Source organism: Leptothoe sp. PORK10 BA2, from assembly GCF_034932105.1.
GTDB lineage: Bacteria > Cyanobacteriota > Cyanobacteriia > Phormidesmidales > Phormidesmidaceae > Leptothoe.
Genome location: NZ_JAYGIG010000023.1, coordinates 20,477 through 44,225, shown reverse-complemented (window position 1 = coordinate 44,225; position 23,749 = coordinate 20,477). Strand labels below are relative to the sequence as shown.

Here is a 23,749-nt window from a genome sequence, read left to right as displayed (position 1 = left end):
CCTGATGAGTCAAAACCACAACCGTTGGATACCACATTAATAAATATTTGAGAATACTTGAGGGGTATTTCTATACTGGCGTTAATGGTTGACCCACCCCGTCCGTTGGACACCCCTCCCAGGAGGGGATAGTCTGCCTCTGAGATAGTTTACCCAGGAGAGCAATGCCCATGCAGGATTTAATATCGCTCATCCCAGACCTCATCCCCTCCTGGGAGGGGCAACGGGGTGGGTCAACCCTGAGAGTCAAAACCACAACCGTCACTGACCGTTACTGTTCAAACTAAACCCTATGGCCTCTGACATCAGCACCTATAACTTTCCAACCAAAATACGATTCGGTCCAGGTTCTTGCCATGAACTTACAACAGAACTTGCTGCCCTGGGCATTCAGCGGCCGCTGATAGTAACCGATCGGGATGTGGCAAAACTGCCTTGGTTTACCACCATAGAAGACTCCCTAAGGGACATGGCAGCAGTCACCTTCAGCGGTGTATGGGGCAACCCAGTGGTGTCTCAAGTGACGACCGGTGTTGCCGTATATCAGGACCACAATGCCGATGGTATTGTCGCCGTGGGTGGGGGTGCCCCCATGGATGTGGCCAAGGCCATTGCCCTCATGGCCCACCATCCGGGTCACCTGTTTGACTACGAAGATGGCAACAGTACCCGCCCCATCGATCAGCCGATTCCCCCCATTGTTGCCATCCCCAGCACCGCCGGTACGGGCAGTGAAGTAGGCCGCAGTGCCGTCATTTCTGACGATGAGACCCACGCTAAAAAGATTGTCTTTGATCCCCAACTGTTACCTAAGGTGGTGCTGGCCGATCCCGAATTACTCTTAGGATTACCTGCCAAAATTACAGCTGCCACGGGGATGGACGCCCTCACCCATTTAATTGAAGCCTTCCTCGCCAAGGGGACAAATCCCCTATGTGATGGCATTGCCCTAGAAGGAATCCATCTGGTGGCCCACCATCTTAAGGACTGTGTCACATTTGCTCAAAAACAAGCTGCCGGTGAGGAAATTGACCCAGCTGCCCATTTAGCAGCTCGGGCCGGTATGTTAAATGCCTCCATGATGGGCGCGATCTCATTTCAAAAAGGTCTCGGCGTCACCCATTCTTGTGCCCATGCCCTCTCCACCCTATGCGACACCCACCATGGGTTAGCTAACGGCATCATGCTGCCCGCCGCCATGCGGTTTAACCTCGAAGCCGAACCCGAAAAGTTTCTACGCATGGCTCGGGTTGTTGACCCCTCCGCCGAAAATGGTCAGGCTTTGATCGACTGGATTGTAGTCTTATCAGACGCCATTGGCATTCCTTCCTGCCTCAGTGCCTTAGGCATATCAACAGCAACGGTGAGTGAGCTGGTGAGCATAGCCATTGACGATGGTTGTCATCCATGTAACCCCAGACCAGTGACCGAAGCTGATTTTTATGCCATTTACCAAGATGCGTTTGCCGCCTAAGGAGTCACTAAACAGCATCCTCTTCCCCATAATCACTACCCCTAAAACCATAAACCCACTCTTTAACAACCCCTAAAAAAGCCCCATGTCCCAGACACTTTCTGTTATCAACCCCGCCACAGAAGAATTAATCAAAGAGATTCCGGTCGATGAACCTGCTGCGATCGCACAAAAGGTAAAACAAGCCCGTAATGCCCAGCCCGCCTGGGCTGCTAAGCCCCTAACAGACCGCATCGAGTCCATCAAAACCTTCAAAAATCTGTTACTAGAACGAGCAGATGCCCTAGCAGCCATCCTCTCTGCCGAAACTGGCAAACCCATCACCCTAGCTAAAAACGAAATTCTAGGTACCCCTCCCCGGATTGATTTTTTCCTGGCAAATGTCGCCCAGGTACTCACCCCCAAACGGGTGCATCAAGACCCCTGGCAAGCAATACCCGGCACCGGCCAGCTAGAAGAAGTCCTTACTTTCGATCCCCTGGGGGTAGTCGCCAATATCTCCGCTTGGAACTATCCCTATTTTGTCGGCTCAAATGTCTTTGTCCCAGCCCTACTCACAGGCAATGCCGTGGTCTATAAACCATCGGAGATCGCCACAATGACGGGACTTGCGATCGCAAATCTCCTCCATGAATCCGGCATCCCCCCCGACATTTTTGTTCCCATTATCGGCACAGGACTAGCCGGAGCCGCCCTGCTCGAACAACCCATCGACGGTGTATTCTTTACCGGCTCCTATGGCACCGGCCAAAAAATTGCCGTGGCCGTGGCCCCCAAGCTACTCAAAGTGCAGTTAGAACTGGGGGGCAAAGACCCCGCCTATATTTGTGACGATGTGGTGGATGTGGCCGCCGTCGCCGCCGCGTTGGCCGATGGCGCTTTCTATAACAATGGCCAAAGCTGCTGTGCCGTAGAGAGAATTTATGTCCACACCGATATCTACGAACCCTTTGTGGAAGCCTTTGTGCAGACGGTGCAAGGATTTAAGCTGGGTGACCCAACGGATGCCAACACCTATCTAGGCCCCTTGAGTCGTAAACCTCAGCTGTCAGTTATTGAACAGCAGCTGCAAGATGCCATCCACAAAGGGGCTACCGTCCTCTGCGGGGGACAGCAAGTGGACCGCCCCGGCTGGTATTTTGCCCCGACGGTGCTAACGGATGTCACCCATGACATGACCGTCATGGTCGAAGAAACCTTTGGCCCCATCATTGGCATTCAACGGGTGGACAGTGATGAGGCCGCCGTGGCCCTGATGAATGATACCAACTATGGCCTCACGGCTGCGGTGTATAGCTCTCAGCGAGAAAGAGCCGTGGGAATTTTGGCCCAAGTGAGTAGTGGTACAGCCTATTGGAACTGTTGCGATCGCGTCAGCCCCCAACTGCCCTGGACCGGCCGAAACCATTCTGGTATAGGCTCCACCCTCTCCACCTTAGGGATCTCTGTCTTTTTGCAGCCCCGGGGCTGGCATTTGAAGCAAGGATAATCTCCCTTAACCCGGCGCGCTCCAGAAACTGTTTGGCCTGCGCCGTCTGAGACCGTTTAACAGGTGCCAAACTTAAGCCCCAGTTGCTTCAGCCATTTACGGTAGGCAATGGACATCTTGTCACAGGGAAAGTGAAACTCTTGTTGCAGGTCAAGGGGTAATTTCTGGGGTCGCTGGGACTCTACCATCGGCACATCTTGGGCCATAACATTATCCTGAAATGCGCGCAATGTATCATTCGAGACCTCCGGCGAATAGTTTCGAGCCACGCCCAACCAGACAATACTCCGGGTCTCTTCCACCGGCGTTACTACAATAAAAATGGAAAACTGCCGATGGTCATCCCCCTTTCGAAACCAAGCAACCATGGGCCGCACAATCTTATACACATAGGTCACGGACTTAGCTTCACCCGTGCCCTCGGGGTTGGGTTGATAAAAGTGAATATCGCTAGCAATGATTTCATCCTTGTGCACCGTCAGCTTATAGTCTGAAACCTCTGGAAACTCTGGATCCCCCAACAGATCCCGATGGATAAAGGGCAAGTGGGCAATGTCGACAAAGTTTTCCAGAATGCGCGGTGCGCTGGTATTGATGGCATATGGACCACATTGAAACGAGATCGTATCGGGTTTCCCCCATTCCACAAACTGGGGAATTTCCTGGACCGGCTCTCCCAAGGCCACCCAAATAAACCCGTATTTTTCTTGAACGGCGTAGGTGCGCAGGTTGGCCCCTTGGGGGAATGTCGTCAGCTTCAAATCCGCCGGAATTCTTGTGCAGAGACCCTCTGGGTCAAACTCCATGGCGTGATATGGACAAACCAGGGTATGGTTGCAGCTCACCTCTCCCATGGCCAGCGACACCCCCCGATGGGGACAGCGATCCTGACAGGCAATAATGCGCTCGCCATCTCGCCAAAGGACAATTTTCTCCCCCAACAAATGCACCTGGAGAGGTTTTTGGCAGCCCAAGCTTGTCGCCAGAGCGACTACGTGCCAGGCATTGTATAGAACGGGATCGGTTAAAGGGGGTGGGTTGACAGTCAACATAATTCGGGTGGAGCCCTGATTCAGTTATTCTTCAATCCGGGTGAAACGCTCGATGGCTAGGGGTTGAGCCATGGCTTTTTGGTAGGTTGCTTCGACGGCGGGCAGCAGGCGTTCGGCCTGGCGGTAGAGTTCGGCCCGTTCTGGCTCATACTCGGTGAGTAAATCCTGCAATTCTTCTAACAGGGCAGATTCGTCGACCGTTAGCACCGTACCGTCTGCCACTACCAACTGGCCATTGATGAAGACTTTACGAATCGATGCGCCGTGCTCAGCGTAAACCAGATGAATGGGCAACTCACCGCGAGGAATGAAGCTGGTGGTGTTCAGATCGTAGAGGACACAGTCGGCCTTAAAACCGGGTGCGATCGCACCCACCTGATCCTGCAATAGCGCTGACCTGGCCCCCCCATAGGTCGCCCACTTCAATACATCCCGAGCGCGAGGAGCACGAGAATAGTCAGGCCGAGTAACAGAATGAACCAGTCCTGCCATCTTCAGCACATCAAACATATTGAAAGAATCATTGGAACTCATGCCGTCAGACCCGAGGGCAATATTCACCCCGGCATCCATCAACTGACGAATCGGCGCAATCCCACTGCACAGCCGGTGGTTGCTAACTACGTTATGAATAACCGTCGCTCCAGCTGCCGCAATCAGTTCCACATCTTGATCAGTTAACCAGATGCCATGGGCAATGGCCGTTCGATGGGTCAAAATACCATGCTGTTTGCCATAGCTCACCACGGACTCGCCGGGACCGTAAAACTCAGGGCCTGTCACCGCCTGGGTTTTGGTTTCCAGCATGTGGGTGTGGATGGGAATGTCCAGAGACTCTGAGATTTCCCCAATCTGATGCATCAAATCTGGCGTCACCCGTTGGGGGGCAGAGGGGGCGAGGGCGAGGGTGATCAGCCCATTTTTGCCGTGCCAGTCAGCGTAGGACGCTTTGAACAAGGAGAGCCAGGCGTCATCATCCAGCCCTGTCATGGCATCGAGGTCCTGCCGCACATCGTCGGGCAAGAATTCGTCCAGGTAGGGAATGGTTTTATACAGGGGCAGGTTGATCACATGGTGGGTGAGGCTAACCCGCAAACCCACGTCGATATAGGCCTGGGCCACCGCTGCAAAAATCTCTGGGGTAATGTAAGGCAGCTCAATCAGATCATCCTGGAGGGTGGTGGTGCCGGTCTTAATGACTTCCAGTGCTCCGATCACCGTGCGCAGATAACACATGCGGGGACTCAGGTGCTTCCCCTTGAGGGGAGGGTAGGAATAGAGCATCCAGAGTTCTAACGGTAAGGCTTCATAGCGGCCCTTTTCCAAAATCTCAGCGGAGTGGGCATGGGCATTGACAAAGCCAGGCACCAGCAGATGGTTACGGGCATTGATGACCTGGGTGGTTTCAGGCCCCGGTTCAATGTGGTCGGCAACTTCAACGATCTGATCCCCTACAATCAGCACATCCTGGACGCGAGGGACTAAATCTAAAGCCCCATCCGGTTGTAGGGTGCAGGGCATGATCGTGGCTTGCTGGATTAAATATCGACTGGTTGTCATGGCCGTATGGTGAGCAATGCCCACTGCGAGATGGTCTAGTTAACGAAATTGGACCCCATCTCCTTGGGTATAAAGAAGTTGGGACTAGAGAGATTGGGCCGGTTTGGTCAGCGAGATTGGGCCGGTTTGTTCAGCAGCATGGGAATCAGCAACAATTCCACCCCCACCAACAGCACGATGGAAAGTAAAAATACCAGGGTACCGATGGCGTTGAGGGAAGGGGACAAATTAGATCCTAAAAAGTTGTAAATGGCCACTGGCAAGGTGGGTTCAAACCCCGACACAAACCAAGCAATCACAAACTCATCAAAGGAAAAGGTGAAGGCCAGTAAAAAGGCTCCGGCAATCCCTGGTAACGTCCAGGGTAAAACCACTCGCCAGAGTGCCTGCCATTCTGTTGCCCCCAGATTCCAAGCAGCTTGCTCAATGGCTTTGGGCATTTGTATTAACCGTAGGGTAATCAGGGCGATTGCCGTCGGTAACAGAATGACCACGTGGGTAATCAGAATGCTATACAGCTGACCCTGGAGGTTGACCCGCGAAAGCAATCCCAAAAAGGCTACCCCGAGAATCAAAGGCGGCACCAAAATAGGCACAATCAACAAAATAGTCAGGGCTTGTTTGCCCCGAAACTCAAACCGATTGAGGGCATAGGCTCCAAAGAACCCGAGGATAGTTGCGATCGCAGCCGCCAACGGAGAAACCAACAAACTCGCTTGCAAGGCCTGAATCAGGGTGCCATCCTGAAATAGATCTTGGTACCAGGCCCAGGTCCACCCCGTCCAAGGCAAGGTGGGAAAACGAGAGTTTTCAAAGGAAAAGACCACCAGGGTGATAATCGGTAGCATCAGTAGACCATACCCCAGCACCAGATAAATCCAGCCGCCTAGGGTAAGTGCCTGGCTTGACCAGGCCCGAGTTGACCAAGATTTTGATGGCATGGTCCTATTCCTCCACCGTTGAAAATTGCAAACCTGCCACCAAAATTAACACCATGATGCCAATCAGCAATGTGGCCAAAGCCGAGGTGCGAGGCAGATTAGTCGATGCGGCATATTCATTGAAAATGACCGTCGAAAACAAAGGGAAAGACCCTAAAATTGACTTCCCTGTCCCTCCCCCGAGGATAATGCCCGACAGCACATCCCCGAGGCTAATGATCGAGCCAAACACAGCACTGTAAACAATCCCGGGCTTGCTCAGGGGCAGCAACACTCGACAAAAGGTTTGCCAAGTGGTCGCTCCCAGGTTTTGGGAAGCCCTGAGCAGGGTGGGATCAATGCTGCGCAATACCAGATACAAGATCAAAATCATAATTGGAGCCAGATAGTGAATCAGCCCAATGCGAGTACCCACTTGGGTAAAAATGATCTGTAGCGGCGTTTCAATCCAGCCCAATTGCACTAGCAGGGAATTGAGCAATCCGTTTGTATTGATCACCGTTTGCCAGGCGTAGAGCCGCAAAATGTAACTGGTCCAGAAAGGGGCAATCGCCAACACCAGGGCAAACCGCTGCAGGGATGGCGGCACCACAAAGGCAAGCACCAGGGCAAAGGGATAGCACAACAACAGCCCCAGCAAAGTGGTGGTGGTCGCCACCCAAAGGGATTGGGCAATGGCAAAGGCATACCGAGACTTGGTGAACAACTGGCTGAAAATATCGCCATAGTTCGCCAAGGAAAACCCTGGTATCGCCTGATAATTTTCCACTGACCAGAAGCCAATCCAAATTAAAAACACCAGGGGCAACAGAAAAAATAGACTGTCGTAGAGCACCACAGGAGCCAGACAGATGTATTTCAGAGAGCTGGCCTCGTCAGGGGTCCAGCTGGCCTTGGGGCGTTGCATGGGTAGGCGCATGGCTAACGTCCGTTTGGGCCTCCGTTTTCTAGCAAAACCGTATCCTGGGTCCGCCAGGACAGGTAAAGGTCGGCGTTGATCGGGGTGCCTAAACTGTCGCTCAAGGACTCCTGACGAATGACCCGCACCTCATGACCAGTAGCGGTTTCTAGCAAGTAGATCACCTGAGAACCGAGGAATTCTCGCCCCCGCAAAATAGCCTGAATGGTGTTTTGCCCTGAACTGGGTTGGGTCGTCAGCTCAATCCGATCGGCTGGAACAACTACCGTCACCTGGTCACTCGGAGCGTGGGGCACCTCTGAGATGGATTGCATAATCCCCTGGGGACATTTCACCGTGACCGTGGTGCCATTGACCGTTACCACCTGGCCATCAAACAGGTTGTTATTCCCCACAAACTCCGCCACAAAATGAGTGGCTGGCTGGTTGTAGATTTCCGCTGGGGTCCCGATCTGCTCAATTCGCCCCTGGTTCATTACCACGACGCGATCCGCCATGGAAAAGGCTTCGTTCTGGTTGTGGGTGACGTAGAAAAAAGAAATCCCCAAGGACTGCTGTAGTCGCTTCAGTTCCCCCTGCATTCTCACCCTCAAGTGGGGGTCGAGGGCACTCATGGGTTCGTCGAGGAGCAGAATGGGGGGTTCTGTAATTAGGGCTCTGGCGATCGCAACTCGCTGCTTTTGTCCACCACTGAGTTGACTGATCCGACGATTCAGCAACTCGTCTAAATGCATCAGCGACGCCATGGTTTTCACCTTTTGCCGTACCTCTGCTTTGCGATGCGGCACCAAGGTGAGCCCAAAGGCGATGTTTTGCTGCACATTCAAATGGGGAAACAGCGCAAAACTCTGCCACACCATCGGTGTATTACGGTGATGTACAGGACGCTGGGTAATGTCTTCTCCTTGCAAAACCACCGAGCCAGCAGCGATCCCCTCCAGCCCCGCCACGACCCGCAGCAGAGTAGTTTTGCCACAACCGCTCGGTCCCATGATGGCGATGAATTCTCCCTGCTTGACGCTCAAGTCAATGTCATGGAGGACCCGCTGGCGACCATAGAACTTTGACACCTGACGCAGTTCCAGATTCTGGGAAACCGCAGGTGCGGCGCTGGCCTGGGGCGGTTCAATCGCCATAGATGAGAGCGATGGGTTCATAGGTTAGCTGGTCTTAAATTCGTTGTAATAATCTTGCCAGGCCTGTTCGGGTTGGTTGACGGGTAGCTGGCGAGCACGGGTGAGCCCCAGTTGGGTTTCCATGATGGTTTTACCAGGATTTGCAGGGTCAGGAATGTAACCCAGCAGTTCTTTCTCTGCCTCGCTCAGGTGGTCAACGGCCTTCAAGTTAGGGGCCAACCCCTTGTAGGCCTTAGCATTGGCCAGACGAGCCTGAACCTCAGGAGTACTCATGTACTTAGCCCACTCTAGCGCTAGTTCCGGATTCTTACTTTGGGCGGCGACGGTGGCCCCTTCACTCCAGCGAATAGCCCCTTCCTTGGGGACAACCGCAGCGAATTGAGTTTTTCCATCTGCGATCGCATTCTGAATCAACCAGTCACCCACCGGCCCTGCCACAATGCTCTCATTAATAAAGGCATTGGTAATATCCTGAATATTGGGGGTAATCAACGTCACGTTGGGTTTAATCTTCACCAGCCAATCCTTCACTTGCACCAGCTGATCATCAGTCAGGTCGTAGGGGTTAGGATTGTCTGGGAAAAGCGCCAGGCTGGCATTTCCCATGTTAGGCAAATACCAATCAAAGAAACCTACCTTACCCTTCAAATCTTCCCGGGCCAGAACGTCCCAACTAGTCACCTCTTCCGGCTTCAGAAACTTAGTGTTAAAGGCAATACCGTAGTTACCAAAGCGGGTCCCGACCGCCATCAGTTTGCCCTCTGGGGAGAACGCCGGGAATTCCTTATAGACAGCGTTGTAGTCGGACAAATTTGGAAAGTCAGCAGCCGTCAGGGGCGTAATGGCACCCAACTCCATCAGTTTAACAACATACTCTCCATCCGAAATGATGCCGTCAAACGTACCAGGGGGCGACTGGTTAAAAAATTGGAGCATCTGCTCACCGCCCACATAGGTTTTAAACTCAACCTTAACCCCCATTTCCTCTTCAAAGGGACCGATGATTTCCGGCTCATCGTAACCCGACCAAGAAAGGATTCTGAGGATTTTGTCACCACCCTCTGCGACAACCTCTCCAGCATCCGCAGCCTCGGTTTCAGTGGGGGCTGGACTAGATCCACAACTCGTCAACTTTGTGGCGGCTAATGCCCCTGCAGCTAGAGAGCTATAGCGAATAAAACGGCGGCGAGACAAGGAGCTAAAGGTCATTTCCCGACCTGTCACCAAGGGGTTATATCGCTGGTTCATAGAATTCTCCGAATGTGAAAACAGTTCAAGAAAGATTGGTGAAGTGCTCGCCATACTGGCGGCGATATCAGGAAAGTGGTCCGCAAACAATATTCTGGTTAGGGTTGAGCCCTGCCTGCCCAGGCAAGAAATCTAGACGTGAAACGATTACCTCAACCTAAACGCATGCCCCACTCCACAGCTACGCCTACCAGTTGTTCGGTTCTTTAAAGAGAAAACTAAGCATACCTCCAACAATCCATAAGATCATCGTCCTGTTACTAAAGTCTTAAATCTAGAATGCAAGTCTAAAGTAAGTAGCAATTCTAAATAGTCAAATTTAATACAATAGTCATCTCAAGATAAATAATTGCTAAAATAGTAAGATAGTACTCAAAACTTGTTTTTTTGGCCATGGCTCAGATAAACGCTGAATCCAATACCCTGTTTGCCGTTGACGATCTCGATCGCAAAATTATTAGCCTATTAAAAATCGATGGTCGTCTGTCCTTTACTGAAGTATCCAAGCGTCTGAGTCTACCGGAAGCCACTGCCCGCTACCGGGTGCAACGACTGCTGAAATCCAAAATTGTCAAAGTTCACGCCACCCCAAATCCGCAGCATTTGGGTACGCCCCATGTGGTCATTGTTCAGCTTTTTGTAGAAACCAATAAAATTGAATCGGTGGCGGCGGCCCTCGTTGACATTGAAGAGGTTCAGTTTGTGGCCATTACCGCTGGCCATCACAATATTGTCATTGATGTCTGCTTTGGCGCCCACGATGAAATGTTGGCCTTCTACGATAAACTCCACAAAATTCCAGGGGTAATTCGCTATGAATCCCAGGTGGTCATGAAACTCCTAAAAGCCGAGTACAAATATATTTTGAGTTAGCCATCCTAAATTTTATTGAAGCTTCAGGTATTCGTATCTTCAAACCGCTAAAGTTGCTAGATTCTTGAGTTTGACCCTTTGTTAACCCCTTTGCTCAAGCCTTGTTGTTAGACCCCATCTATGTCGAATCCTTGATCTAAAGAACAGATTTCAGTCTGGTATTCTACAATACGCAACTGGTTGATTCACGGTGACTATGTTGAACCTATGACGACGGGTGATTCGGGAGACAATGCTGTTGCATCCACTTCCAGAGTTATAGCCTGATGGGTTCGCTATTTCGAATTTACGTTTTAGCAGCGCAGTTAGTGTTAAGCAGTGCAATTTGAACCTCAGGCTATGCCAGGGGTCCTAATTCATGGCACCAATCAGGGTAAAGGCGGCCCATGCTAATGGATTCTGGTACTGCTGCCGAGTGGTCAACATGGCCTGGCGCAGGGCTTGGGCATTGTCCAAATGCTGTCGCTGTCGATAAAACTCGATCATCAGCTGGGCGGTGGCATCGTCGGGCACCTGCCATAGGGAAACCATGACATTTTCTGCCCCTGCGGCTAGAAATGATCGGGATAGACCAATCACACCGTCGCCGGTAATCTGCCCACGTCCGGTATCACAAGCGCTCAGTACGACTAAATTAGCCCTGAGGGACTGGGTGAGAATTTCTTCGGCGGTGAGAAAACCGTCTTGGTCGTCGCTGGGGGCGAGGGCCAGGGAGCCTTGGAGTGGATTGGTTTCGTTAAAGAACCCGTGGGTGGCTAGGTGAATTAGGGGGGCGGTGGATAGCCGGTGTTTGATGGCGGTTTCTGTGGCGGTATGGCCGGTTAAGGCTCGGGTGGACAGGACAGTGGCAATGCCATTGGCTTCCGTCGCGGCATGGGGCAGGGCCTGGAGGTTTTCGGGCATGGGGCTGGGGTTGCCGACCACCAGGGGCGGTCCTACGGGCTGTTTTTCTCGCTGTTCCTCGCCGAGACTATTGTGACGGTTAGTTAGGCCCAAAATCTGAATTGCCGGGGCACTGAGGATGGTGTGGTGCTCAATTAGGTAGCTGCCATCTGCCGCTTGGAGAGCGGGAAATGGGACCAGAAACAACTGCTCCTGGGGAATAAAAACTACTCGCTCCTCAGGGTCCTGGGGTAACAGGTCGGCAATGGGGGCAATCAACAGTTGGTGTAGATCTTGCCATTGGGATGTGGGTTTTAAAACAGGGGTAAAGGACGAGGCGTTGACTGGATAAACGTCGCTGAGGGGCACAACGGGATTGGGCAGGGTAAAGTCGGGATGACTCAGGGTAACGGTGCCCACCCGGGGATCGATGGCGATGACGTCATAGGGTTTCCAGTCCAGGGGCTCGCCTTCGCGTCGCACCTGGTCACCGGGTTGGATCCGGCCACGGGTGTCGCCTCGAATGCCGCTGCGATCGCGACTGGTTTCCACCAGCTTGCCAATGGACAGGCCCTTCTCCTGTTGTAGGGGGGACAGATCCACCTGGCGAAAGTCCACCTGCCCCGTCGGCTGAACCACCCAAATATATAGCCGTTCTGCATTGCCCCGCTGCTTACCCAGGACCTTAAAGCTTTCGTCTGGTACGAGGGTATATTCCACCAGGGTAGCCCGTTGGTCTTGGGCAATTTGGCGAATTTGTTGAATACTGGGTGTCTGGTTAGCCGCTGCCAGTTGGGCATCGTCGGAACGTTCGGCAATCAGTTTGACAAAGGCCCGGGCTCGGCCCAACTCGGCAATTTCCAACGCGGCTTCAATCTTGTCCTGGGCCACTAAGATTTGGGTTAACAGATTATAGCTATAAATTTGGGTGTCAAAGACAGATACCCCTTGGGCATCGTTCAGGTTGGCCCGCAGGTTGTCCAGTTGCTGAATCGCCTCCCTGAGGCTATTTTCGGCCTCTGGAAGGCGATGGGCGATCAGATAGGTGTGGCCCAGGTTATTGAGGATCTGGGCCGTTAGTTCTGGGTGGTGCAGCGGCTCGATGATGGCCAGACTCTGGTGGTAGTAGTCAATGGCCTGGTCATAGTTGTTGCGATCCTCCGCTGCCATGCCCAGACTTCTCATGGCGGTGGCTTCTAGGGTGGCGTAGTTATTTTCCTGGGCAATGGCCAGACTCTGTTCATAGAGTTCGGTGGCTTGGGAGATATTGCCTAGGACATGGTAGGCAAGACCCATGTTTAAAAGGCGATGGCTTGTGCCTTCGGAGTCGTTTAGGGCGGTTGCGATCGCAAGACTCTCCCGGTACAGCGCCAGAGCGGCATCTTGATCGCCTTGAACAGAATAGATATACCCCAGGTTAGCGATACTCACCCCTTCTGCTCGTTGATTGCCCATCCTCCGAGCAATGTCTCGGCTAGCACTATAGACCTCTATGGCACTGGCATAGTCTCCAAGCGCCTCATACACATTTCCCAAATTGCTCTGCACCTTACCTACAGCCGCCGTTTGGTCTAGGGCTAAAAATAACGCCAACGCTGTTTTATTGGTTTCCAGAGCATTCAAATATTGTCCCGTTTCATAATAGGCCACCGCTAAATTGGCCAACATCCGCGCCCGTTGTTGAGGTGCTTGAAATAATTCTGCAGCCTGTTGCCAATGGTCAATGGCCTCTAGCAATTGTCCAGACCGATAGGCCGCCATCCCCTGCTCAAGGTGGCCTTGGGCTTGATTAGCCTGGGCTTGATTAGTCTGGGCTTGATTAGTCTGCTCAGACAGTGATGGAGCGCGCGCCACCGCTCTCAGCCCCTGAAACCCAATCCCGACCGTAAGCCATAGGGATAGCAAAAACCCCCCTAAAAATCTACACAGCCGCCGATAGTGACCCATACCATTTCTCCCCATAGACAACTGTAATTTAGTTCTCTATGGATTCCTCCTCCCCATCAACACCACAATTAGACATCAGCTGGCTAGAGGCCGATCGAGCGTCAGCTACCAGTTCATCATCAATGGAAAGAATATCGTTAGTGGCGACAATATTATCTGGGTTCTCATCACATATATTCGAATTCCCGTCATTCTCAATTTGCTCAACTGACTGAGGTACCTCTGCCACAGTGGTAACTTCATTCTTAACAACGTTATCGCCACCGCCACCAGTGCCGCCACCGCCACCACCGCCGCCACCGCCACCACCGCCGCCGCCGCCACCGCCGTCAACCCCCTCAAATAGCTGACTTTGCAACGAACCATATAGACTACTATCAGTGCCTTCACCAATGGCAATCCCAGCGGCTAAACCACTTGTATCCACAGGAAACTCCTCAGAGGGATAGGTATAGGGTGTGCCATCACCGCTAGTAAAGGCAAACGGGGCGGCTGGATCAAAATCTTCTAGACTGTCACCAGAGTTAACGGGAACAAATTCTGGCCCCTCATAAAAAGGCCCTGAAACAAACCGTTCCTGGCTATCTCCCTGGATTAAAATTCGACTATCTCTACCACCAATTTGATACTCAACATTAGCAATTTCCCGCGTAGCATCCCCATATCGCACCGTAATCGGTGCATTCAAAGCACCCGCAGGCAGACTTGAGCCATCAGGACGAGCAATCAAACTAACCGGCAAAAAAGCATTGGCTAGAGAGACATTACCAGCTAAAATTTCGTCTCGATCATACCCTTGGGATACCAGGTAGTCCACCAGGGGAGGATAATTGATTGGCCCGGGGGAGAAATTATTTATAAAGGAATCCACCGCCCTGAAAGAGCCCGCCGCTGTAATATCGATCCCCCCGGCACCGGTATCAACATAATCAACCTGGATATCTCCATTTTCTGTGAGAAGAGTGACTCCACTATCCGTGCTAAATCCATTGGTATCGATGGCACCCACCAGGATATTGTCCCCCGCCGTCAGTTCAATGTTTTGACCCGGTGACGTTACTTCGGCTGGCTGTCCATCAACCACTGATGTAGTCACAATGCTGCCTCCTGCTGTCACCGAAATCGCTCCCCCATCTACCGCAGCATCTCCACGCACACGAATCGCACCCGTGGTAATGTCGCCAGCGCTATTGAGCGTAATCGGTGCATTGGCAGAACTGGTAATCGTCCCGGTTTTAATATTGCCAAGACTTTCAAGCATGATAGGATTCCCACCCACACTTGAGAGGTCACCATCGACATCTATATCGGCCAGGGTTTCTATCGTCATCCCTGCTGTTAAAACATCGCCTTGGGCGGTGAAATTATTAGCACTATACTCATTGCCCGGATCGGTCACTTGTAAGCCCACTTGACCTAAAACAAACGGAGCGGGGACGCCATTTGTTTGCCAGATTTCTGTCCCACTTACACCATTGTCTACGGTAAAGAATAAGGTGCCACCGACATTGGTCAAAGCATTTGGCCCGTTAAATGAGCTAGCTTCTGGATTAATATTAGCCACCAGTTGAGTGCCTGCCCCGGTGCCGTCGCTGCGCCAAAGCTCTCGTCCATTAGTGCCATCAATAGCGGTAAAGAATAGAGTGCCATCGACATTGGTCAAAGAGGTTGGTCCGTTAAATGAGCTAACACCTGGATTAATATTAGCCACCAGTTGAGTGCCTGCCCCGGTGCCATCACTACTCCAAAGCTCTCGTCCATTGGTGCCATCATCTGCTGTAAAAAATAGCGTCCCATTGACATTGGTTAGCAGCCCATTCCGATCCGAAGTAGAAAATGAGGTCTCAAAGGCGTCATCTCCTCCTGGATTAATATCGGCTACCAGTTGAGTGCCTGGCCCAGTCCCGTCGCTACTCCAAAGCTCTCGTCCATTGACATCGTCATCAGCCGTAAAGAACAAGGTGCCATTGACATTAGTCAAAACAGTCGGACCATCAAATGCACTATCTCCCGGTTTGATATTGGCCACCAGTTGAGTGCCTACTACGGTACCGTCACTACGCCAAAGCTCTCTGCCATTAACCCCATCAACAGCCGTAAAGAATAGAGTCCCATTGACATCAGTCAGCTCCTCTGGAGAGGCGTTGTTAGGATTACCAAATCCATCTATTCCAGCATAGATATCCCGTACTAGCTGAGTGCCAGCTTCGGTGCCATCACTGCGCCAGAGTTCTCTGCCAAAGACATCATTGTTAGCTCTAAAAAATAGCGTATTATTTACATTGGTTAGCTCTAAAGGAGAGGAACTATTGGGAGCACCCACTCCATTCACTCCAGTATAAATATCCCGTACCAACTGGGTGCCAGCTTCGGTACCATCGCTACGCCAGAGCTCTATGCCAACAGCACCATCTTTAGCAGTAAAAAACAGAGTCCCGTCGACGTTAATCAACTCTGACGGAGATGAGTCATTGGGACGATCAAATCCATCGACACCTGAGTAAATATCTCGCACCAACTGGGTGCCAACTTCTGTACCATCACTGCGCCAAAGCTCTCTACCCACAGCACCATCTTCAGCAGTAAAAAACAGCGTCCCATCAACATTGGTGAGCTCACCGGGAGACGAACTGTTGGCATTGCCAAAGCTATTTGTCCCGGGGTAAATATCGCGCACCAGCAACGTCCCAGCCTCGGTGCCATCACTGCGCCAGAGTTCTCTACCCACAATGCCGTCATCGGCGGCAAAATACACCAGGCCACCGATGGGCGTAAATGGCCCCGCAGAGGAACTGCCATCAGGATTGATATCAGCAATTTGAAACGTCAGGGCACTGCTTCCTGGGATATTTCTAAAAACACCGACCGCATCTTGAAACTGAATGTCGCCCGTCCCTGTAAATAGCGTTAGATCATAGCTATTTTCGACGCCATTTAAGGTGTCCTGGAAGGTGATATCGCCACCGCCACCGCCCGTATTTAGAGCCAGATTGTTACCAATAAACACGGGGCCAACAAACGTAAGATCGCCATTATTCGTCATTATTGAAGCATTGAGGGCAATCAAATCAGAGGTCAGTGTCAAACCGTTGTTACTGGCATTCCCAGAGGCATCAATGTCGGTCTCAACGGTGATGGTCTCACTGGCAGCAATGGTCACATCGCCGTTGTTTAAGATTTCGACTAATTTGGCACTGGATATATTAAAGGTACCGCCTGGATCGCTGGCAAAAATTTCCCCATCATCTAGCTCAGCGTTATCTGCACCATTGGCACCAATCACAACCCTTTGGGGATCCAACAGTAGTAGGCCATTAATCCCTGCCGGTGCACTGACATCTACATCGCCAACAAACGCCAGGTTTTCTTTGCCAGATACCTCAACAAAGCCACCATTACCAGAACTGGCCCCACCGCGTGCCGTAATCTCACCTAAAAATTGAGTGGTATGATCAGCCCACACAATTATCTGACCACCATCGCCGTTGCTGAGGGCATCGGCACGAATGACTGAATCTGCACTGACATAGGTCTGGGCCGCATTCGGAACATTGTCATTTCCCTGATAGCCACCGCCCACACGAGTAGTCCCGCCGCCGTCTATCCCAGAGGCATCCACGGTAGCCCCCACCAAAGCCACCCGAGGACCCAATAAATTGACTTCGCCCCCTGCACGAGCGGCCACATCCCCTGCCACTGCAGTAGTTCCCCCATCTTCTGGCATGGTCACTCCCTGGAGTGACACCGTGCCATCGGGAGAAACCACTAAACCGCTGTCTTCATTGATGTTGCCCCCCGTTAGCAACTGGGGAAGAGACAAGGGTGAGAGGGTGAAATCAATCTCTTCTGGAGATAGCTCCATGGTGAGGAGACCCTCCATCGCTCCCAGGGTCACCGTCTGGGGACCGGTGATGGAGGCCAGGGTGAGGCGTCCACCGGGGGCAGAGACGCTGCCGGTATTCACCACATTACCCCCCAGCAACGTCAGGTCCTGGTTTTCACCAACGGCTAAGTCGCCAAGATTCACCACACTGCCCGGCTGGAAAGTTCTAAAGGAAAACTGGTCAGGGTCCCCCACCAGTTGCCCGTAGTCGCTGGTGCCTGAGCCCTCCCACCAGCTGTTGCCAAACCCTATGCGATCGGCAGTAGCTGCGGTAAAACTGCTGGTCAAATCTAATCGGGCATTTGGACCAAAGAGAATGCCTGCTGGATTGATCAGATACAGATTGGCATCGCTGTTGCTGATGCGTAAAATGCCGTCGATATAGGAGGCATCTCCCCCCAATACTCGGCCCAATACATTCTGCACTTCGGGATTGGCAACAAAGTTAGCCGTCTTTTGTTCACTCAGACCAAACTGTTGGAAGCTGTGGAACAGGTTGGCCCCATCACCGGAAACCTGTCCCCCAGTAATGTCAATTTGGTTGCCATTCGGGGTAACAATTGTGCCCGCATCAGCGGGGGTGATCGACTGCGCTAGCAGGGGCGGCCTAGTCCCATTGCTAAACAACGGTTGGCCTGATGGAGCTAGCACGCTAGGAACCGTAGGCTCTATGGATTGTTCAGCAGGTAGGGCACTGGGCTGAAGGGTAACTGCAAGGAGGGCGACTGGCAGCATGGGAGAAAACTCCGTGAATTTAAAGGACCGTTTGAGGAGGCAGATTAGAATTTAAAATTAAAGCCTCCTTCACTCTGACAGTGGTTTAGGGACTAAACAGGCATCCACAACTGTGGCCTCCATCAGGGTATTGAGCTGTACCATGGGGTGCAATAAAACACGTTGCCAGGCATCGGTCCACTGTTCTGTTTCTGGCTGTTGGACTTGCTGTATCAACAGGGTATGGACCATGTCATACCAAAAGCCATTGGCCCCTAATAGGGCTGGTTTATCGGCGTCGGTGGTGGTGGCTAAATGAGCCTGCAGTTCGTCGCTAGCCACCCGACGTATGATCATGCCGCCCGCTGCTCGGGAATCGTTGTATTGAATATGGACGGTGTTAAATTGTTCGCACTCAAGACTGACCTGCCAGCGGTAATGCTGGTCAGGTTCTAGGGCTGGCGCTGAGTCTGGCAAGGTATAGAGACTCATGCCTGGTCCGTCTAATTGCTCAAACGTTACCCGGTGAAGGATCTCTTGGGAGCCCTCATGCTTGAGTTCAAAGGTCAGGTTGGTGGCGGGTTCAGATACATAGATACCAAAGGTGGGGTGCGACCTGAGGGTTTCCCCCCAGTTAGTTTCCGTGGGCTGGACCGCTGTGAGATCGCCACAGGGACCTGTGCGGCTGCCTGCATCCCAGGTATTTGAGGGGGCTCCCCGGTTGGGTGGATTGTACTGTAGGGCCAGCCCTGGTAACCCCATGGTCAGTAACGCACTGAGGGCCGTGATGAGGGCAGTGACAGAGCTAATCAGGTATTTATTAGTTAAATACGATAGTCGAGACATAGGATAGATTCCCTCTTCGTATAAGTTGTAACTACGATGGTTTCAGTGAGCTTTCAGGAATTGGCATTGGCTTTGCTTGGGGTGTGGGGCTTTTGTCGTAGTTTTTAGTCTGCTTTTTGGGGGCTCGTCTTTTGTCCCTGGGGGATGACAGCGGCCCCGCCAGCGGCCCCCACTAAAGCCAGGGCACCGGGCACTAGGGGCACCCACAGCCCGATGGTAAATAGCCAAAAACTAATGCCATACAGTGCCAACGTCCCTATGCCCAAACCCAAGAGCCACAGAATCCAGGGCCGTCGTTTAACCGTTAGTCCGCAGCCGATCAACGTCCATCCTGCAATCCATAGCCAGTCGACCATAGCAGGCATAGTTTTTAACAAAGCTTGCTCATCCAAGGCAGCGGCTAAAAGATGATTAATGGTCTGGGCATGGATATCAATGCCAGGTACTTTGCCAGGTACTTTCGTTTGGGTCCATTGCGTCGTCCCCATGGGGGTTAGAAAATAATCTGTTGGGTTGGATGTGGGCGCACTCATACCCATGAGGACGACATGGTCAGTCAAGTCTTCTAGGTCCCCCTCCCCACCGATTAATTCAGACAGGGTAATGCGCTGGGCCACCGGTGCATGGGTATACCGCAACAGTATCTGAAACCCTCGATCATCAATGTGTTGATAGCCTCCACTGCGGGTGCCCATGGGGGCGAGGGTGGCCGCCCCGAGTCGCAGACGCTGGTGGTCTAGATTTTCTAGCTGAATGCCCTGGACATCTAAGTAATGTAGGGTCGTGAGCATGGCTAGGGAGGTGCGACTGGTACAGGAACTGGTGGTGTCTGGTTGGGCAAAGAGTAGCTGGCGTCGGAGAATGCCATCCGGATCAATCACCACATTACTAAACCCCACCTGTTCTTCAGGTAATTCCGGAGGAGGGGCAATCCCAGCTTGGTTACCCCCCCCGGCCTGGCCAAAGCTGCACAGGGCGACTACATTATTTTCCTGGAAGCGTTGTCCTAGGGGATTGGACGGTGTGGCCTCCGGGCGAAAGATATCTAGACCAATCACCCGTGGCTGGTGGGGACTGAGCTGGTCTATGGCCTGGGCCAACACCTGATCCGGTAGGGGATAGCCGTAGGTATTGACATCTTCCGTCGTCGCTTCAACGATCAACACTCGCTGGGTCACGGTTTGGGCAGGCTGCTGGCGCATGAGCTGGTCGTAGGCGGCTAACTCTGGACGCTGGAGCACGCCGGTCCAGCGTAGGATGCCGACACTGGCCGTGACGACGGCGCTGAGGGTGAGTAGGGTTTTGAGGGGGAGGTGGCCGCCCACCGATGGTTTGAGTAACGGTCTGAGGGCGGAGCGAGTCGATGGATTGGCCCCTGCGGTGGTCACCGTGAGCTGGGACCACCGCAGGGGCAGCACCGGATTGACTTGAAAAATGATCGGTAGCCAACTGGCGCAGGGGAAGCGGTCTTCCAGACCCTGGAGTCGTTCTCGAGCCTGTCGAGCGGCTAGGTATAGAGATTCGCCGGTCACATAGGCGTCTAAAAAGTATTTTAGGAAGGTTTGGGCCACCTGGTCGGGGATGGGCTCTCGCATGAGGATCATTTGGGGTAATCCTAGGGGCGCTAAGGCGTTGGCTAAACCGAGGCCATCACAGGCGTTGAAAATTGCTAGCTGTAGGCCCTGGCGAACGGCCTCCCGGAGACCGTATTTCAGTTCTTCTAGGGTGAGACTTTCCTGGGGGTTAATGAAAATCTTGCCTGCTCCGGCTTCGGTGCGGCCATGACCGGCAAAGAAAAGTAAATCCCAGGGTTGTTCCCACAGTTGATCGGTAATCTGTTGGCGCTGGGGTTCGACGAGGAATGTCACCTCGGCACCGGGGATGGAGGCTAGGAGCTGGCGGTCGGCGACGGTATCAATGCCACTGCTGTCGCCTAAAATGGCCAGAATCTTGACCGTTGAGTGATGGACGGGTCGTTCTGCTAGGCGTTTGAGGGTGGGGGTACCCAAGGCCAGCTCAATCTGGGGATAGCGGTCGATCAGATCCCACAGATGCCAGGGCAAATGCTGTAGGTGAGGATTGGTGGTGCGAATCACCAGGCGCACGGTATCCGTTGGGCTGAGTTCTTCCCGCAGGGGTTGATCGATGGGCATAAAGGGGGCGGACCGCAGCCAGGATTTGAGTTGATTACCGAGTTTTTCGGCCTCCTGATGGCAGGTTTCCACCGTGTGCAGCGACCCCACGTAGGTGATTTCTAAGGGCTTAATGCGAGATGGGGCATCGAGTAAACGATAGCTCTGTTGCCAATCCTGCAGCTGTTGGAGCAGGGCCGGATTGGGGGGGAGGGTGCCAATGGCTTCGATATCGGGGCGCGCGCCGTCTTGGCCAATTTCTAGGAGAACGTGGAAGCCGTTAGTTTCCCAATCTCCTTCTAGTTTTAGGGTGACGAGTTTCTCTGCCATGGGTTTAGATGACAAACCTCTCGGCGATGCTGGCGTTTTGGAGGGCCAGTTTGAGGCTGAATTGTTCGCCGGGGGTGCCGGTAAATTTTAGCTGGATGGCTTCCGTGGCTCGGGCCTCGGCTTGCATCACGTCTAGATTGTCGGCATCTTGGACCACCAGGCGCAACTGGGGGGGGAGATAGGTTTGGGCCTGCCCGGAGTACACCTGGACCTGGATTTCGGTTTGGTTGTCCGCCAGGGGTAGGAGGCCAACGGCCAGGGTGATGTCATGGTCGTTGAGGCTAATGCGTTTGCTGCGGGCAATGATGTTTGTGGGGGTGGGCTCGGTGGTTTCGGTGGGCTCGGTGGTTTGGCTTCTAAAGGCAACGGTGGCAGGGTTGATAAAGTTATCTAATGCTTGCCAAGTGTCGTCGGCCCGATCTTGTAGCCAGTCACTGAGCTGGGTCAGCTGTTCGTTTGCCTGTTGCGCCAAACTGGGGGTGAGTAGCCCGGTAAGATTTGCCATGGGTTGCAGTTGGGAGAGGGTGACTCGGTCGGCGGCCTCGGTCACAAATCCTAGCATTGTGGCGGTGCGGAGGCTGGGGTCCAGATGGACAGCGACATAGCCGATGCGGTCTTGGTGCAGTTCGGGTGCGATCGCAAACTCCATTTCTCCATCCACCATGGGGCAACATTCCAACTGACCATAGCCTTTTACCGCCAGGGCCGCTGTGCCCAGCAACATCTGCTGCACCGGGTTTAAACCATCACTGGCGGCTACATCCAGCTCATAGCCTAGGCATTCCAGGTAAAACTGAGTGGCATAAATCGCCAGAGTATTGAGATAAACTTGTTTACCCTTTTGGGCAGATGTCTGATGTTTCCGAAATTGTTCCGCTTGGTGGTGTGGTTCTAAGGTAAGGGGAACCGTAAAGTCAGTCAGGGATAAGGTCATGGCCGGTCTCTTTTGCTGAACAGTGGGAAGGAAGGGGAAAAGGGGAAAAGGGGTAAATCCCGGAGGGTGGGTACCGCCACCAAAATCAAAAGGAAAAGATTGAAAATTTGTTTGTAGGGTGGGCATCGCCCACCAAAACCGCAGAGAAAAGATTGAAAGATTGTAGGGTGGGCATCGCCCACCAAAACCGCACGAAAAAGATTGAAAATTTGTAGAGTGGGCATCGCCCACCAAAACCGCACAGAAAAGATTGAAAATTTGTAGAACGCGCCCACCAAAGTAGACAATAAAAACCAGGGCTTAGAAAACGTTAAATCAGCTCTTGGAACCGGTCAGAAAATTTATCACAACAGCGTTGAAAGAAACTACTCAGGGTGGGGATTTTGATCTCCAACTGGGTGGAAATCTCCTCCCAGCTTTGATTGGCAAATCGGGCTAGGGCAATGGTCTGAAAGTTGGCATCGGGACGCTTGCGAATGTGGGTGGATTTGAACAGATCCTCCGGGTCATTGGCGATGTAGTCTCGGACATCATTGGCCAGGGAGGATGGAGGTTCTGGCTGGGATAGCCGTTCTAGATCGTTCAGGTTGGGTAGTTCTTGGGCATTGCGATCGCTAAATTGACGACGGCACTCAATCACCATGCGGTCCAAACGAAAATTCACCCAGTTCATGAACTTTTGGGACTGGCCCCGATGGGGGTCATAGGTGTCAATCTTTTGACAAACGTACACCAGGGTGCGGTTGACGGCCTCCTCGTACAACAGGGTGTAAAACGATGGGGTGAACTTGGCTCGATGTGGCCGAGCTAGGCGACCACAAGCGCGGATGGCCTCCACCAGCTGCAGTAGGGCATGCTGCCGCAGGCTACTGGGGTGAGGCTGGCTTTGGGCTTCGAGGGCAAGGCCCTTGAGCAGCGGGTCGGTTAGGGCCTCCTGGGTGGCTTGGGTGCGTAGCTGATAACCCCAGGTGGGGTCAGGCTGGAGCAGTCCTTTGGCGATGCAGTCCTGGAGTAGCTGGGTGAGCTGGTGGCGGATGCGATCGCAAATTTCCTTATAAATCCCTGCGAGGGGTTGACCTCGGGGGGGACGACCTACTTTTCGCGATCGCATCATCATATCCACTAGCTCAGAACAGGTATCCTCATCCATCTCAGATGATTGACCCTGAAGAGTCAGAATAAGCTGATTAAAATGCGATTCCATAAGCGATATTGACGAAGTTTGATTGGCATATTCATATAGATGTCCTCAAGATTATCGACCCCTTTCCCCCCAACTCATTAAAATCGATCATTTTTTATGCAAAATGCAATAAATTTTCGCCGTTGCTGATTTACACGATGCAGCCATCGATCAAAAAGGCCCTGGGCCAGTTTTTTTAGGCTAAA

15 protein-coding genes are annotated in these 23,749 nt (G+C 52.7%); 3 read left to right on the top strand and 12 right to left on the bottom strand.

Translation table 11 applies throughout. The features are described from left to right. Positions 1 to 292: 292 nt before the first annotated feature. Positions 293 to 1,474, top strand: coding sequence for an iron-containing alcohol dehydrogenase (locus tag VB741_RS08435; RefSeq protein WP_323364721.1), 1,182 nt, complete (start codon positions 293 to 295; stop codon positions 1,472 to 1,474). Between the two features lie 85 nt (positions 1,475 to 1,559). After that, the gene (locus tag VB741_RS08430; RefSeq protein ID WP_323364720.1) at positions 1,560 to 2,963 is read left to right on the top strand and encodes an aldehyde dehydrogenase family protein; all 1,404 of its coding nucleotides are present in this window, start codon (positions 1,560 to 1,562) and stop codon (positions 2,961 to 2,963) included. A gap of 56 nt (positions 2,964 to 3,019) precedes the next feature. Here the strand turns inward: VB741_RS08430 and VB741_RS08425 are convergent, their stop codons facing one another. The 6 genes from VB741_RS08425 to VB741_RS08400 all read right to left on the bottom strand — a co-directional run bounded on the left by VB741_RS08425 (position 3,020) and on the right by VB741_RS08400 (position 9,819). Further along, on the bottom strand, positions 3,020 to 4,015 hold the full coding sequence (locus VB741_RS08425; RefSeq protein ID WP_323364719.1) for an aromatic ring-hydroxylating dioxygenase subunit alpha: 996 nt from the start codon (positions 4,013 to 4,015) through the stop codon (positions 3,020 to 3,022). A 24-nt stretch (positions 4,016 to 4,039) separates the two neighbouring features. Then, the gene (locus VB741_RS08420) at positions 4,040 to 5,575 is read right to left on the bottom strand and encodes an amidohydrolase family protein (RefSeq protein WP_323364718.1); all 1,536 of its coding nucleotides are present in this window, start codon (positions 5,573 to 5,575) and stop codon (positions 4,040 to 4,042) included. A gap of 107 nt (positions 5,576 to 5,682) precedes the next feature. Next, positions 5,683 to 6,516, bottom strand: coding sequence for an ABC transporter permease (locus VB741_RS08415; RefSeq protein WP_323364717.1), 834 nt, complete (start codon positions 6,514 to 6,516; stop codon positions 5,683 to 5,685). Positions 6,517 to 6,520: 4 nt separating this feature from the next. Continuing rightward, positions 6,521 to 7,423: an ABC transporter permease gene (locus VB741_RS08410; RefSeq protein ID WP_323364716.1), complete on the bottom strand. Its 903-nt coding sequence runs from the start codon at positions 7,421 to 7,423 to the stop codon at positions 6,521 to 6,523. A 14-nt stretch (positions 7,424 to 7,437) separates the two neighbouring features. After that, positions 7,438 to 8,592 (bottom strand): ABC transporter ATP-binding protein, encoded by a 1,155-nt coding sequence (locus tag VB741_RS08405; protein WP_323364715.1) that lies wholly within the window; start codon positions 8,590 to 8,592, stop codon positions 7,438 to 7,440. 3 nt (positions 8,593 to 8,595) lie between these two features. Next, positions 8,596 to 9,819, bottom strand: a complete 1,224-nt coding sequence (locus tag VB741_RS08400) for an ABC transporter substrate-binding protein (RefSeq protein WP_323364714.1) — start codon at positions 9,817 to 9,819, stop codon at positions 8,596 to 8,598. Positions 9,820 to 10,212: 393 nt separating this feature from the next. On the opposite strand from VB741_RS08400, the gene VB741_RS08395 reads away from it, so the two are divergent. Further along, positions 10,213 to 10,692 (top strand): Lrp/AsnC family transcriptional regulator, encoded by a 480-nt coding sequence (locus tag VB741_RS08395; protein WP_323364713.1) that lies wholly within the window; start codon positions 10,213 to 10,215, stop codon positions 10,690 to 10,692. A gap of 351 nt (positions 10,693 to 11,043) precedes the next feature. On the opposite strand, the gene VB741_RS08390 is transcribed toward VB741_RS08395, so the two are convergent. The 6 genes from VB741_RS08390 to VB741_RS08365 form a co-directional block, all read right to left on the bottom strand. Beyond that, positions 11,044 to 13,521, bottom strand: coding sequence for a CHAT domain-containing protein (locus tag VB741_RS08390; protein WP_323364712.1), 2,478 nt, complete (start codon positions 13,519 to 13,521; stop codon positions 11,044 to 11,046). A gap of 28 nt (positions 13,522 to 13,549) precedes the next feature. Beyond that, positions 13,550 to 18,139 (bottom strand): ELWxxDGT repeat protein, encoded by a 4,590-nt coding sequence (locus VB741_RS08385; RefSeq protein WP_323364711.1) that lies wholly within the window; start codon positions 18,137 to 18,139, stop codon positions 13,550 to 13,552. Positions 18,140 to 18,208: 69 nt separating this feature from the next. Continuing rightward, positions 18,209 to 18,964 carry a DUF928 domain-containing protein gene (locus VB741_RS08380; protein WP_323364710.1) on the bottom strand — a complete coding sequence of 252 codons (756 nt, stop codon included), beginning with the start codon at positions 18,962 to 18,964 and terminating at the stop codon, positions 18,209 to 18,211. A 104-nt stretch (positions 18,965 to 19,068) separates the two neighbouring features. After that, on the bottom strand, positions 19,069 to 21,426 hold the full coding sequence (locus VB741_RS08375; RefSeq protein ID WP_323364709.1) for a CHASE2 domain-containing protein: 2,358 nt from the start codon (positions 21,424 to 21,426) through the stop codon (positions 19,069 to 19,071). A gap of 4 nt (positions 21,427 to 21,430) precedes the next feature. Beyond that, positions 21,431 to 22,360 carry a DUF1822 family protein gene (locus VB741_RS08370; RefSeq protein WP_323364708.1) on the bottom strand — a complete coding sequence of 310 codons (930 nt, stop codon included), beginning with the start codon at positions 22,358 to 22,360 and terminating at the stop codon, positions 21,431 to 21,433. A 310-nt stretch (positions 22,361 to 22,670) separates the two neighbouring features. Then, positions 22,671 to 23,564, bottom strand: coding sequence for a hypothetical protein (locus VB741_RS08365; RefSeq protein ID WP_323364707.1), 894 nt, complete (start codon positions 23,562 to 23,564; stop codon positions 22,671 to 22,673). Positions 23,565 to 23,749: the final 185 nt, after the last annotated feature.

Coding starts and splice junctions, on each gene's coding strand:
- VB741_RS08415 (WP_323364717.1), bottom strand. CDS start 6,516: ATGCCATCAAAATCTTGGTCAACTCGGGCCTGGTCAAGCCAGGCACTT.
- VB741_RS08370 (WP_323364708.1), bottom strand. CDS start 22,360: ATGACCTTATCCCTGACTGACTTTACGGTTCCCCTTACCTTAGAACCA.
- VB741_RS08380 (WP_323364710.1), bottom strand. CDS start 18,964: ATGTCTCGACTATCGTATTTAACTAATAAATACCTGATTAGCTCTGTC.
- VB741_RS08375 (WP_323364709.1), bottom strand. CDS start 21,426: ATGGCAGAGAAACTCGTCACCCTAAAACTAGAAGGAGATTGGGAAACT.
- VB741_RS08395 (WP_323364713.1), top strand. CDS start 10,213: ATGGCTCAGATAAACGCTGAATCCAATACCCTGTTTGCCGTTGACGAT.
- VB741_RS08405 (WP_323364715.1), bottom strand. CDS start 8,592: ATGAACCCATCGCTCTCATCTATGGCGATTGAACCGCCCCAGGCCAGC.
- VB741_RS08385 (WP_323364711.1), bottom strand. CDS start 18,139: ATGCTGCCAGTCGCCCTCCTTGCAGTTACCCTTCAGCCCAGTGCCCTA.
- VB741_RS08430 (WP_323364720.1), top strand. CDS start 1,560: ATGTCCCAGACACTTTCTGTTATCAACCCCGCCACAGAAGAATTAATC.
- VB741_RS08390 (WP_323364712.1), bottom strand. CDS start 13,521: ATGGGTCACTATCGGCGGCTGTGTAGATTTTTAGGGGGGTTTTTGCTA.
- VB741_RS08400 (WP_323364714.1), bottom strand. CDS start 9,819: ATGAACCAGCGATATAACCCCTTGGTGACAGGTCGGGAAATGACCTTT.
- VB741_RS08365 (WP_323364707.1), bottom strand. CDS start 23,564: ATGGAATCGCATTTTAATCAGCTTATTCTGACTCTTCAGGGTCAATCA.
- VB741_RS08425 (WP_323364719.1), bottom strand. CDS start 4,015: ATGTTGACTGTCAACCCACCCCCTTTAACCGATCCCGTTCTATACAAT.
- VB741_RS08435 (WP_323364721.1), top strand. CDS start 293: ATGGCCTCTGACATCAGCACCTATAACTTTCCAACCAAAATACGATTC.
- VB741_RS08410 (WP_323364716.1), bottom strand. CDS start 7,423: ATGCAACGCCCCAAGGCCAGCTGGACCCCTGACGAGGCCAGCTCTCTG.
- VB741_RS08420 (WP_323364718.1), bottom strand. CDS start 5,575: ATGACAACCAGTCGATATTTAATCCAGCAAGCCACGATCATGCCCTGC.